9 protein-coding genes are annotated in these 12,954 nt (G+C 45.1%); 2 read left to right on the plus strand and 7 right to left on the minus strand.

Going from position 1 to position 12,954, the window contains the following annotated elements; translation table 11 throughout:
• Window positions 1–929: 929 nt before the first annotated feature.
• The 6 genes from guaA to DXA13_RS10505 form a co-directional block, all read right to left on the minus strand.
• Window positions 930–2,471: a glutamine-hydrolyzing GMP synthase gene (guaA, locus tag DXA13_RS10480; protein ID WP_118244211.1), complete on the minus strand. Its 1,542-nt coding sequence runs from the start codon at window positions 2,469–2,471 to the stop codon at window positions 930–932.
• 210 nt (window positions 2,472–2,681) lie between these two features.
• Window positions 2,682–3,833 carry a beta-aspartyl-peptidase gene (gene iadA, locus DXA13_RS10485; protein ID WP_118244213.1) on the minus strand — a complete coding sequence of 384 codons (1,152 nt, stop codon included), beginning with the start codon at window positions 3,831–3,833 and terminating at the stop codon, window positions 2,682–2,684.
• 129 nt (window positions 3,834–3,962) lie between these two features.
• Entirely contained in the window at window positions 3,963–6,812 is a 2,850-nt protein-coding gene (gene uvrA, locus DXA13_RS10490; protein ID WP_118244215.1) for an excinuclease ABC subunit UvrA, read from the minus strand.
• A 95-nt stretch (window positions 6,813–6,907) separates the two neighbouring features.
• Window positions 6,908–8,689, minus strand: a complete 1,782-nt coding sequence (locus DXA13_RS10495; protein WP_181995613.1) for a M20/M25/M40 family metallo-hydrolase — start codon at window positions 8,687–8,689, stop codon at window positions 6,908–6,910.
• A 142-nt stretch (window positions 8,690–8,831) separates the two neighbouring features.
• Window positions 8,832–9,599: a (S)-ureidoglycine aminohydrolase gene (gene allE / locus DXA13_RS10500; protein ID WP_118244218.1), complete on the minus strand. Its 768-nt coding sequence runs from the start codon at window positions 9,597–9,599 to the stop codon at window positions 8,832–8,834.
• A gap of 41 nt (window positions 9,600–9,640) precedes the next feature.
• Window positions 9,641–9,907 (minus strand): cupin domain-containing protein, encoded by a 267-nt coding sequence (locus DXA13_RS10505; RefSeq protein ID WP_118244219.1) that lies wholly within the window; start codon window positions 9,905–9,907, stop codon window positions 9,641–9,643.
• A 438-nt stretch (window positions 9,908–10,345) separates the two neighbouring features.
• On the opposite strand from DXA13_RS10505, the gene DXA13_RS10510 reads away from it, so the two are divergent.
• Window positions 10,346–11,167, plus strand: a complete 822-nt coding sequence (locus DXA13_RS10510; protein WP_181995614.1) for a GntR family transcriptional regulator — start codon at window positions 10,346–10,348, stop codon at window positions 11,165–11,167.
• Entirely contained in the window at window positions 11,140–11,397 is a 258-nt protein-coding gene (locus DXA13_RS10515) for an FCD domain-containing protein (RefSeq protein WP_181995615.1), read from the plus strand. The genes DXA13_RS10510 and DXA13_RS10515 overlap by 28 nt, the downstream gene beginning before the upstream one ends.
• Before the next feature lie 117 nt (window positions 11,398–11,514).
• On the opposite strand, the gene DXA13_RS10520 is transcribed toward DXA13_RS10515, so the two are convergent.
• A complete protein-coding gene (locus DXA13_RS10520) occupies window positions 11,515–12,879 on the minus strand; it encodes an NCS1 family transporter (protein ID WP_118244222.1) in 1,365 nt (454 codons plus the stop codon).
• Between the last annotated feature and the right edge of the window lie 75 nt (window positions 12,880–12,954).

The following is a 12,954-nucleotide window of genomic DNA, read 5'->3' on the forward strand; positions in this document are numbered from 1 at the left end:
CTTTAGTGTTGGCAGATTAACTCATACCTCTTTTGATAATATGTCATTTTATAAATGTATTAACTCATACCTCTTTTGATAATATGTCATTTTATAAATGTATATTTCATAGAATTTGTTTTAATAATGTGGAGTTTATAGGTAAAACCATTTTGAATCAGACATCTATTTTCTCCCCATCACGTAATTTTAATATTGCATTCCGTGGTACTATGGAAGATTTTAGTATTGACTCAAGATGTAAAATCACTGCTTTTTCATTTCATGACATAGTCAATTTTTCTAGTATACGACAACTTAAAATATACAAAATATGGAAACGTTCTATATATGAAGAAGTAGCCAACACCTATTATTCTATAGAACAAATATGGGCTTCTAATCATATTCGAGAAGAAGATAATCATATTGCTAATTTTTTATTATCAGCGTAAGAAAGCAGAAACAAGAAGTAAAAAAAGGCATATCCACTATACCTTGTTTTTTATTAGAATCAACTATTGGATATGGCGAGAAACCTTCTAGGGCTTTTATAAGTATCACTTTATTGATATTTCTATTTAGTATTATTTATATGTTTACGGGCTTCACTCCAGCTTCATCACAACTACCAATAAACTACTTTTATAATTTCAATTTCTCATTTAACTTTCAACTATTAAATGATTGGTTTCAGAGTTTATTTTATAGTTTCTTTACACTTATAACCGTAGGGCAAGGAAGTGCAGCGCCTTCATCAGGTGCCACACAATTTGCTATGTCGATAGAATTATTATGTGGCTCGATTTTAATGACCTTATTTACTGCAACCTTATTCAGAAAGTACACGAAATAAAATCATTTTATGATATAGGTATCAAACAGGTATCACGCCACACACAAAGAGCCGGAAAGTCCGCTGTTTAAGCGGCTTCCCGGCTCCCTTTCTACTATTCAAACTCTATCGTTGCCGGCGGCTTCCCTGTGCAGTCATACAGCACTCTGTTCACGCCTTTCACTTCGTTTACAATTCTGCTTGTCACTTTTCCGAGCACCTCCCATGGAAGGTCTGCGGACTCGGCTGTCATGAAATCGGATGTCAGTACGGCACGCAGTGCGATCGCATAGTCATACGTTCTTCCGTCACCCATACAGCCTACGGAACGCATATTGGTAAGGGCTGCAAAATACTGGCCGAGGTTCTTATCCACGCCTGCTTTTGCGATTTCTTCACGATAAATCGCGTCTGCCTCTTGAACGATCTTAACCTTTTCTGCCGTCACTTCACCGATGATGCGGACGCCCAGACCGGGACCTGGGAACGGCTGTCTGTATACGAGATATTCCGGAATGCCAAGTTCCAGACCTGCTCTGCGTACTTCATCCTTAAACAGAAGTCTAAGCGGCTCAATAATCTCCTTGAAATCCACATAATCCGGAAGGCCGCCCACATTGTGATGGGACTTGATTACTGCGGATTTTCCCAGCCCGGATTCGATAACGTCCGGATAGATGGTTCCCTGTACCAGGAAATCAACAGCCCCGATCTTCTTTGCCTCTTCCTCAAATACACGAATAAATTCTTCACCGATAATCTTTCTTTTTCTTTCCGGATCTTCTACTCCGGCCAGCTTTTCATAAAAGCGTTCTTGTGCATTCACGCGTATGAAGTTCAGGTCATAGTGGCCGTTTGGACCGAATACAGCCTCTACTTCATCCCCTTCATCCTTACGGAGAAGTCCATGGTCCACAAATACGCAGGTAAGCTGTTTTCCTACCGCCTTTGACAGTAGAACTGCCGCTACGGAAGAGTCTACTCCGCCGGAAAGGGCACAGAGGACACGGCCTGATCCAACCTTTTCGCGCACTTCTTTAATCGTGGTTTCTACAAAGGAATCCATCTTCCAATCTCCGGAACAGCCGCATACATTATATACGAAATTGGACAGCATCTTCATGCCTTCCTTCGTATGCATCACTTCCGGATGGAACTGGACTGCGTACAGTTTCTTTTCCGGCATTTCCATTGCTGCTACCGGGCATACAGGAGTATGGGCAATTACCCGGAAGCCTTCCGGAGCTTTCTCAATATAATCCGTATGACTCATCCAGCATACGGTCTTTGGAGACACATCACCGAAAATGACAGAGGAAGGATCCACTTCCACCTCTGTATGACCGTACTCGCTGACAGGAGCCGTCTTTACGCTTCCGCCCAGAAGATAGCTCATCAGCTGGGAGCCATAGCAGATCCCCAGTACCGGAATTCCCATCTCGAAAATTTCCTTAGGACACCTTGGGGAATCATCTCCATATACGCTGTTGGGGCCGCCTGTGAAAATAATTCCTTTTGGATTCATTTCCTTTATCTTTTCCAGTCCCATACTGTAAGAATGCACTTCACAGTAGACATTACATTCTCTGACCCTTCTGGCAATCAGCTGATTATACTGTCCGCCGAAGTCAAGTACGATAATCATCTCTCGATTCATCGGGAGTCCTCCTTTTATTGTCTTCAATCATTGAACAAAGTGGGCATACCCACCAGAATAACGGTTTCTTCTTGAACAACAAAACGGCATCCAAATTTGTCTGCCGTTTCGACTGTTTTCTCATTATAGAATAGGAATGGAAGATTGACAAGGATTTCTGAAAAATTTCTTCCCGTTTTTTCTTAAAAAGGTATCCCGGTCGCTCTCATTTTAATCCTCATACGTTCCTTTTACCACGATATTTCCTTCATTCATCATGATCTTTCCCATAGCGATAACCGTATGAAGGCTGCAGTTTTTCTCCATGAGAAGAATATCTCCGTCTGCACCTTCCTCAATACATCCCTTTTTCGGATACAGCTCAAGGGCGCGTGCTACATAGCTTGTCATGTGAGGCAGGATCTCTTCCATGGAATATCCATGGTTTTCTATCAGATCTTTCAGCTGGTGAAGCATGGCCGACAGGCTGGAGACGCCCATTTTTGTAAGATTTCCCTGGCTGTCATAGCTGGAGAAGCTTCCCTGCCCATCAGAGCTCATGGTAATCCTGTCAAGTGGAACACCTTCCTGTTTCGCCAGTAACAGCGCCTCTGCCACTTCTTTGTCCTCTTCATTATCACATGTCAAATCAATATATCCGCCCATTTTTGCAAACCGGAAGGCCTGCAGAAGCAGGTTATGGTTCCTGCTCACATGAGTTGGGCGGAATGTTTTAATGGGAATCGATGTTTTCTCAAGGGCATCGAATACCGGCTGAAGCCCCGCCTTGTCATCTCCCATATGAAGAACGAGAATCCCCGGCTTTCCGCTTACCATTCCGGCAGTACGCACGTCGCTTGCCGTACGAATCAATTCATCTGTCGGAATATTCGGCGCCCGATGATCCGATATAGCCAGTTTAAGGCCGAGAATCTCATCGATAAATACGATATCCTTCTTTACATCTCCCGTAATCGTCGGACTGGGATAGCCATATGAACCCGTCAGGGCATATGCGGTCATTCCTTCTTCTTTCAAGGCCTTCGCTTTGGCCGTCAGGTTTTCCACACTCCTAGTAATTCCATCGGTACCCAGAAGGCCGACAACCGTCGTTACGCCTCCATTGACGAAGTCAGAAAGTTTCGCTTCCGGAACACGGGTATGAAAACTTCCTTCTCCACCGCCTCCCGTAATATGAACATGCTGATCGATCAGCCCCGGAGTCATGATAAGGCCTGAACCGTCGATCTCCCGGCAATTCGGAAAGTCTGCCGGAACTTCAATCCTCTCACGAATCAGCTCAATTTTCCCTCCGCAGACCATCACATCACGGATTCCTATATGGTCGGGGGCATATATGTCTGCTCCTCTGATTATTAGCATAATTGTCTCCTCTGTTTTCTGCAGAAACCGCGTATCAAATCAGAACATACTGCGCGTCTGCCACATCCTGGTCCCAGGGGGCACGGTTCCGGGGCTTCTGCAAGATATTCCCTTTATAAATTCCTGATTTTATTCATGTACCTGTATCTGCTGTTCTTGCAGATACTTCTTTACGTACTGCCCTGTGTAGGAAATCGGGTTCTCCGCCACTTCTTCCGGTGTTCCCTGAGCGATTACCGTACCGCCCTTGTCGCCTCCCTCAGGGCCGATATCGATGATATAATCCGCCGTCTTGATCACGTCCAGATTATGTTCAATTACAATTACCGTATTGCCGCCTTCTGATAAGCGCCTTAAAATCTCGATCAGCTTATGCACATCCGCAAAATGAAGCCCCGTCGTCGGTTCGTCCAGAATATAGATCGTCTTGCCCGTACTTCTTCTGCTCAGCTCCGTAGCCAGTTTAATTCTCTGCGCTTCACCTCCGGAAAGCTCTGTGGAAGGCTGCCCGAGGCGTATATAAGAAAGGCCTACGTCATATAATGTCGCAATTTTCCTGTAAATGGAAGGTACATTTTCGAAAAATTTCATCGCCTCTTCTACGGTCATATTCAGTACATCGTATATATTCTTTCCTTTATATTTCACTTCCAGCGTTTCTCTGTTGTACCGCTTTCCACCGCATACTTCACAGGGCACATAAACGTCCGGCAGGAAATGCATTTCGATCTTAATGATTCCGTCTCCGCTGCAGGCTTCGCAGCGGCCGCCTTTCACATTAAAGCTGAAACGCCCTTTCTGATATCCCCTCTCTTTTGCGTCCGTCGTGGATGCGAACAGATCACGGATCATATCGAATACGCCCGTATACGTAGCCGGATTGGAACGGGGTGTCCTTCCGATGGGAGACTGGTCAATCGCGATAATCTTATCCAGCTGTTCCACGCCTTCCATGGATTTATATTTTCCCGGTATGGTCCGCGCGCGGTTCAGTTTCTTTGCCAGGGATTTATAGAGAATCTCATTTACAAGAGAAGATTTTCCAGACCCGGATACACCTGTTACACACGTCATTACGCCGAGAGGAAATGTCACATCAATATTTTTCAGATTGTTTTCCCGCGCTCCGCGGACTGTCAGAAATCCTGTCGCTTTCCTCCGCTCTTTTGGCACCGGAATCTGAAGCCGTCCGCTCAGGTATGCCCCTGTTATGGAATCTTCACACTGCATAATCTCTTCCGCGGTGCCCACTGCAACTACATTTCCGCCGTGTTCTCCTGCCCCCGGCCCGATATCCACGATACAGTCCGCAGCCTTCATGGTATCCTCATCGTGCTCTACGACTAGGACGCTGTTGCCCAGATCGCGTAGGTGAAGCAGCGTTTTCAGAAGTTTGTCATTATCTCTCTGATGCAGCCCGATGCTTGGTTCATCCAGGATGTAGGCTACGCCTACAAGACCGGAACCAATCTGGGTAGCAAGGCGGATTCGCTGTGCCTCGCCTCCGGAAAGCGTGCCTGTCGCACGGCTTAAAGAAAGATAGTCCAGTCCCACGTTAATGAGGAATGTCACTCTGGCTCTGATTTCTTTTAAAATCTGATGTCCAATGGCATTCTGCATATCGGTAAGCTGCAGGCCGTCCAGAAATTCGCGGAACTTTACGATCGACATATTCGTAGCATCAAAGATGTTTTTATCACCCACCGTCACTGCCAGCGACTCTTTCTTCAGCCTTTTTCCGCCGCAGGCCGGACATGGAGTAATGCGCATGAATGTCTCATATTCTGCCTTGGAGCTCTCTGAAAACGTCTCTCTGTAACGCCTTGCAACATTCTGAACCAGGCCTTCAAACTCCACGTCATACACGCCTTCGCCCCGCTGTCCCTTATAGTACACTTTTATTTCTTTCCCATTGGTTCCGTTAATCAGTACATCGTGCACCTCCTGGGGGTAATCCTCAAACGGGGTATCCAGGTCAAAATGATATTCTTTGCACAGCGCGTCCAGAATTGCCCTCGTAAAACTTCCCTTTGTAGAACAGGACTGCCATCCCAAAACGGTAATAGCCCCCTGATTGATGCTCAGGGATTTGTCCGGTATCATCAGATCTTCGTCAAACTCCATCTTATATCCCAGGCCGAAACAGTCCGGGCACGCGCCGAACGGGTTGTTAAAGGAAAAGCTTCTCGGCTCCACCTCGTCGATGCTGATCCCACAGTCCGGGCACGCAAAGTTCTGGCTGAAGTTCATAATTTCACCGTCCAGAACATCCACCATCATCAGGCCGTTTCCCAGTGAAAGAGCCATCTCGATAGAATCGGTCAGACGCTTTTCAATTCCCTCTCTTACCGTCAGGCGGTCCACAACAATTTCAATATTATGCTTAATATTCTTATCCAGCTTAATCTCTTCAGACAGTTCATAGAGATTTCCATCAATACGGACACGTACGTACCCGCTGCGCCTCGTATGATCCAGCAGCTTAACGTGCTCGCCCTTTCTTCCCCTTACAATCGGAGCAAGAATCTGGATTCTGGTCTTCTCAGGATACTCCAGAATCTGGTCTACCATCTGATCCACCGTCTGTTTCTTAATCTCCCTTCCGCACTTCGGACAATGGGGAACGCCTATTCTGGCATATAAAAGACGCATGTAATCATAAATCTCCGTTACAGTTCCAACCGTCGAACGCGGATTGCGGTTTGTCGACTTCTGATCGATGGAAATCGCGGGAGAAAGCCCCTCTATGCTCTCAACATCCGGTTTCTCCATCTGCCCCAGGAACTGCCTGGCGTAAGAGGACAAAGACTCCATATACCGCCTCTGGCCTTCTGCGTAAATGGTATCAAATGCCAGCGAAGACTTTCCCGATCCGCTTAATCCGGTCAGAACAACGAGTTCATTTCTGGGAATGTCCAGCGATATATTCTTCAAATTGTGCTCATTTGCACCGCGTATTTTAATAAATTGTTTTGCCATGGTAAATCCTTTCCTATGGATGAGTAAAGTGTCCGGACTGCCGGAACCACAACCGATTGTCTGATATCTATGCGGATATCTTACCACACATCGCGTTATTTTGCAAACATTTGTTCGATCATTTCCATGATAATTTCTGGAATTTCCTTTACCAGGCTTTCCCTATTTACGCGCTCCGTCCTCTGATGAATATCCTTGGATAAGGGACCAAACAATAAGGACGGAATATTGAGTTCTTTTATTGAGTCGAAGTCGATCTGGTACAGCTTTCCCCAAAGCGGTGCATGAAGTCCGTAAAATTCCATTTCCCCCTTATCCTGTTCCGTTTTAGACTGCCCGCAAATACTCCCATCAATTCCCTTTCTGCTGATTCCGCAGTAGCTAAGATCAGAGATTCCCGTAAAATAATGCTTCCGACGCATCCTGCGGCCGAACCGTTTCTCACCTGCACGCTCCAGCACCTCAAACCAGCGATCCCCTGCATTTTCTTTTCCCAGCATACTGCTGTGAAAAGCCGGGTAATAAGGCGGAGCAAATCCCAGCAGAACCAGAGGGGAAGCGATACCTGAATAATCCAGCACCGCTTTCATCATTTCGATCGTCGCCTGAGGATAATTCCACTCTCCGGTCCGTATCCTGTCTGCCGCCATCTGATAAAGCTCCGTATTAAATTTTTCAAATGCATCTTTCCCTTTCAAACGGCATACTTCCAGAAGATCCCCGTATTTCATTACCTCTGCACGCACGAAAGCTCCATGGCATCCCTCTTTTTCACTGCCCGTATTGAAAGCGGTACTATCATCGGCCGCGCTGTCTTCTGCCTTCTTCATAAGCCGCTTCCACATCTGTTCCATTTTATTCTGGTAAGAGGAAACGGCCTCTCTGGAAACGGCCTCCAGTTTCTCCATCACCTCCTCCGGAGTCATTGAAAAACTGAGCATATTGAAATATCCGCCGGCCCTGTACGGCACCGATACATCGTATTCTTCCTTACGGTCACGAATTTGAAGCCATGTAGGCGGCATACATACTTCTCCGTCAAAACTTTCTGCAAATTCCGGCGAAAGCTCCGTCCGCGCGAATATTTCTCCTATGATACCCGCCGCACTCAGCCCTTGAAAGCAGCTTCCCACATGCGCTTTTGCACCCTGAACAAAAACGGCCGGCATACACTTTCCTGCCGATCCTACGAACACCTCCTGAGCCCCCTTCGACATAAAGTTTGGTTCCAGATCGATCAGGCACTGATAATCCAGGTCGTATTGGTCCTTCAAGCTGTTCAGAAGCGATACGGCTCCTCTCATTCCGGCTGAATAGGATTCCTCGTCCGGCACCGCCATAAACAGCAGATTCCCTTCCAGCTGTTCTTTTTGCATCCGCTTCCCGTACTCATTCAGAAGGGCAATCCCCACTGCCAGGCCGCCTTTCATGTCAGCCGTTCCCCTTCCAAATATCCATTCTCCGGAGGCCGCATCCATCAGGACCTCATCATCAAATCCGCCGTCTTTTCCACACAAGCTGATCTTTTCCAGAAGCTGATCCACCGAAAAGGCATAATCTTTCAGATTTCCATATTCTTCTACTCCCACGACATCGTAGTGGCCTGTAAGAATCAGAGTTTTTCTGCCCTTGCCTTTTACAAGTCCGTATACGGCTCCTCGTTTCAGATAATCTCCAGGAATTGAATAACTGCCGGCAGGAGGAAGCATGTTTCCCATCCATTGATTCCGATACTGCAGAACCTTGTGAAAATACTCCTGGTTTTCCAGCCTGTCTTTTATATATTCTTCTGCCAGCCGTTCCTGATCCGTATCAGAAATACTCCTGACTTCCGTCAATTCCTTTAATATCTCAAGAATTTCTTCTTCTCTCGTCATGAAATCATTCCTCTTTTCATCATCTGTCATATTCCCTAGTATACGGTTTTTTTGTCAAAAAACAAGAGCTGCCCTGACGGTTATTCCGCCGGACAGCTCCCGCTGTATAAAGAATATGAAAGAAATGGAAAATATGCGGTAATTACAGTTCTACGTCTCTGTTGCAGTCTTTGGAGTAGATATATGTAAAGTTTGTTCTGCCACAACCGTAAGCAGCCTGTGGGCAGTATGCGCCAAACCATACGAAATCATTTTTCTTGATCATCTTCCACTCGTCATCCAGCAGATAAACGCCCTCGCCTTCAAGGATGTACATGCCGTGCTCCTGAACGTGAGTTTCTACGAATGGATGGCATCCGCCTGGTGCAAAGGAAAGGATGTGCATGTTCATGTCAAACGCCTTATCAACTGGAAGGAGATCCTTGATGAATACATTTTCCATATTGTCATATAAAGCGTATTCCATCTCGTTGACATTGCCGAAGTATACGTATGGCTCGCCTACGCCTTCAGCCGGAATAAATACCTGTTTGTATAACACAGCCTTCATCTGCTCAGAACCTGTATTCTTGAATTCAAGGCCGACACCTGCAGGTGCGTAGATGTATGCGCCTTCCGGTGCGTCATATGTCTTTCCGTCAACGGTAAAGCTTCCGTGGCCTTCGCTGATGAACATGAATGTCTCAATATTGGATTCTGTTCCGAATTTCTTTGTCGTACCGCCGTTTGGCTCAGCAACAACCATGTACTGAACGAAGCTTGCGCCGTATTTTGGAGAAGCGATGATGCTCACTTTACATCCTTCGATTCCCGGAATTACGTTATTTACTAATCCCTCTGGAGGAATTACTACAAATTTGCCTGGTTTGATGATTGCTCTTGTTGATAAAATGTCACTTGGATATCCCATGATTTTTTCTTCCTTTCTATCTGTTACGTAAACAGTGATAATTATGCTTCCTTCTTTGTTTCGCTGTAAAGAATAACTGCTATGTATTCCAGATCGCAGTCGCCGATATTTTCGATTGCGTGGAAATCGCCGTCCTTGCAGTGTGTCATGTCACCTGGTTCCAGAATGTACTCCGTACCATTGTCATTCACCTTTGCCTTGCCCTTTAAAATATAGTATGTTTCAAAATCTCCCTGATGTGTATGCTGTCCAATAGAACCGCCGACCGGGATAATGCTTACTCCAAACAGTCTGCCTGTTCCGTACATTCCGTCTGGTTCAAGAATGTTTACAACTCTCGTTGTACCTCTTCCCCCTTTTAAATGTGCTCCAGTGTTACGCTTAATTCGCTGCCTTTTCTTGTCATTTTACTTTCTCCTCTCCTTGATTGTCGCTTAAACTCTCGCGTTTTTGAAATTATGCCTCTTCCCCAATCGAGACAATGTTTTACGCCATAACGTAAAATCCAATTACGTGGTCGACCTCTTTTTACTATTATTTTACCACATTTTTTATAATTTGCAAGGTTATTTTTCCTTAATTTCCATGTATTTTTCCTGATTTTTTTAATATAATTCTGTTATACAAAAAAATATGTTCGATATTCCCATTATACTCTTGTCAATTGCTTCTTATTTATATATAATTAAAACTATAAAATGTATCAGACCGGTTTTTACAACATTATACTGAAAGGACTTGCTGTTATGGAAAAACCTACTGGCATCGCTCAGGATGCTGCAGAATCTATTTTAAATCCCGCCTTTGTCCATGAAAACCTGCTGCTTCTACGACGGAGGCTCATGCTTTCCCAAAGCGAATTTATCGCTAAATATTTGTCTGATGAAGATAAAAAGCCGCTTTTAAGCATATCAAAATTATCAAATATCGAAACAAAAGGCGGAAAAGACGCCTTAAAATATGCGAATATCATTTCAGAACAGCTCTCTGTCGATCCGAATCTGTTCCAGTTGACGCCGGATGCATTTGCAAAAAATATCGAACTGTTTATTGAAAGCCAGCTGAATAATACGACGTCTGGGGATATCTCTGAGTTGGCACAGATGGTACAGAAAACCAGTTATGTCGAGACTCTCGTCCACGTCATGTCCGACTACCTGACTGATAACCTGATTTCAGGTGAATTAAAGCCGGGCGACAAGCTTCCGTCAGACAGAAATCTGGCTGCCATGTTCGGCGTTGGAAGAACTGCCGTCCGTGAAGCGCTTAAGGTTCTTTCCGTACTGGGTCTTGTGCGCATTCTGCCTGGACAGGGAACCTTTGTCGCTTCCAAGAGCGCCAATTTCTTCATGGCTCCATTATCCTGGACCTTCCTTTTGGGTGAGCATAACCTTGGTAATATTATCACCGTGCGTACCATGCTGGAAGATACGTCCTCTCGTCTTGCCGCAGAAAAGGCAACAGCCGAGGAGTTGGACGAGATGGGAACGATCATATCCTCTGCTCAGGAGCTTTTGCCAATTATAATTTCCAGAAATTTTTGGAGTATGATATTGATTTTCACCTGAGCATTGCGAAAGGATCCCATAATCAGATCATCTACGAACTCCTCCTCACATCCAGGAAGCTGATTACACATATCAGTAAAAGCGGTCTGATGGGAATCGAGGATATGGTGGGCGTCGATATCGAGCACGTCGCGATTCTGGAAGCACTCAGAGCCAGAGATCCTCAGCGGGCACAGGAAGCTATGGCGCTTCACATGCTCAATTCCAACAAGCGCTACAAACTCTCCTGATGTTACGTTAAAAATTTATATTGATACAAAAGAAGCCTGAATGGAGATCATGACGACCGCCGTTCAGGCTTCTTTAATTATATGTATATCTGTGTATTTATCTGCTTCTTGTTACTATTATTTTTTCTCCAGAATCGTTCCTCTTCTGAATCGTTCACAAGATGGCATGCTCTTCATGCAGAAGTAGTAAATTAATCCTGTAGGAATCGTTGCAGTGAAGAAGGAGATATCAATGTTCATAAATCCGATGATAGCGCCTACTGCGATAGCGATAATTGCTGCCCAGTTTACACCTGCATGATTTCCGTTGTCATTATACAAATCATCCAGTGCTTCTTTTGTATAATTTCTCTTATGAAGAATGAAGTAGTCCGTAATCAATACTGCGAAAATAGGTCCGAAGAAAGCAGTATAAACCTTTACAAACACATCAAGTCCTGCAGCAGAGCTGTCGTTGGTAAGAATCCAAGGACAGGTAGCAACAGCCAGAACGCCTACTAAGATAACGGCTGTTCTATGTTTCATCTTAAATGCATCCATAAATGCATATGCCGGCGGAATTACGTTACTTGCCAGGTTGGTTGATAACTGCGCAAAAAGAATAAATCCTAAAGTTACGATAAGAACCAGCTTATTGTCTACCATCTGTGCAAATGCGTTGATTGGGTTTGCAATTCCGGTAGCAGTAGAAGCCATAGCTCCGATTACGCCGAGCATTACGGTAGCAGGTACCATAGCCAGGAAATAGGAAACTCCACGGACAGGTGACGAATAACCGGCTTTTACCTCTCGTGAATAGTCACCCGCATTCAGCATAACTGTAGTACTGTTGCCGAAGAATGCAATAATAGCTGCGATAAATGGCATACCCCATGTACCTTCTTTATTCATCAGCTTATCGCCGATTACATCGCCATACTGGCTTACACAGATGTACAGCAGGTAGCACATAGCGAGAACGATTACAACACCGCCGATGTTTCCTACCCATTTTGCGCCCTGGAAGCCCTTAATGGACAGAAGAATCTGAATTACCTGGAACAGGATGAAGAACAGTACAATGTTGTCGTATCCGAATAATGCTTTTGAAATGTTGTTGATAGCAGCGCCGCCTAACCATGTCTGGAAACCATACCATACGATAGCAGGAAGACCACGAATCATAACAGGAACAATACTTCCCTTTGTACCAAACGCACTCTTTAACTGAACCGCATATGGAGCGCCTGTCTTGTAGCTGAACTGGTCATTGGCTGCAATACCGATAATCAGGATCGTAGAACCAATTAAAACTGCCAGGAATAACTGGAGCAGATTCAAGCCCTTTTCCAGCTGTGCAGATCCCATGGTCAGAGTACCGATTGAAATACATCCGCCAAGCCATAACATCGTGTTGGAGCCCCAGCTCATAATACGGTCTTTTGGCTGAATCGGAGCTAAGGAACTGGCTTCTTTCTTAACTTCATTATTAACTTCACTCATATTATTTTTCCCCATTTCTATATTTATCCCATTCGGGAATGCTGTAAAACACAGTCATCTGCGGATTCCCAAAAT

Source organism: Clostridium sp. AM58-1XD (genome assembly GCF_003464085.1).
GTDB lineage: Bacteria > Bacillota > Clostridia > Lachnospirales > Lachnospiraceae > Lachnoclostridium_A.

Excerpts from the sequence above, each read along its gene's own strand:
- guaA (WP_118244211.1), bottom strand. The coding sequence starts at position 2,471 with ATGAATCGAGAGATGATTATCGTACTTGACTTCGGCGGACAGTATAAT.
- iadA (WP_118244213.1), bottom strand. The coding sequence starts at position 3,833 with ATGCTAATAATCAGAGGAGCAGACATATATGCCCCCGACCATATAGGA.
- uvrA (WP_118244215.1), bottom strand. The coding sequence starts at position 6,812 with ATGGCAAAACAATTTATTAAAATACGCGGTGCAAATGAGCACAATTTG.
- DXA13_RS10495 (WP_181995613.1), bottom strand. The coding sequence starts at position 8,689 with ATGACGAGAGAAGAAGAAATTCTTGAGATATTAAAGGAATTGACGGAA.
- allE (WP_118244218.1), bottom strand. The coding sequence starts at position 9,599 with ATGGGATATCCAAGTGACATTTTATCAACAAGAGCAATCATCAAACCA.
- DXA13_RS10505 (WP_118244219.1), bottom strand. The coding sequence starts at position 9,907 with ATGTACGGAACAGGCAGACTGTTTGGAGTAAGCATTATCCCGGTCGGC.
- DXA13_RS10510 (WP_181995614.1), top strand. The coding sequence starts at position 10,346 with ATGGAAAAACCTACTGGCATCGCTCAGGATGCTGCAGAATCTATTTTA.
- DXA13_RS10520 (WP_118244222.1), bottom strand. The coding sequence starts at position 12,879 with ATGAGTGAAGTTAATAATGAAGTTAAGAAAGAAGCCAGTTCCTTAGCT.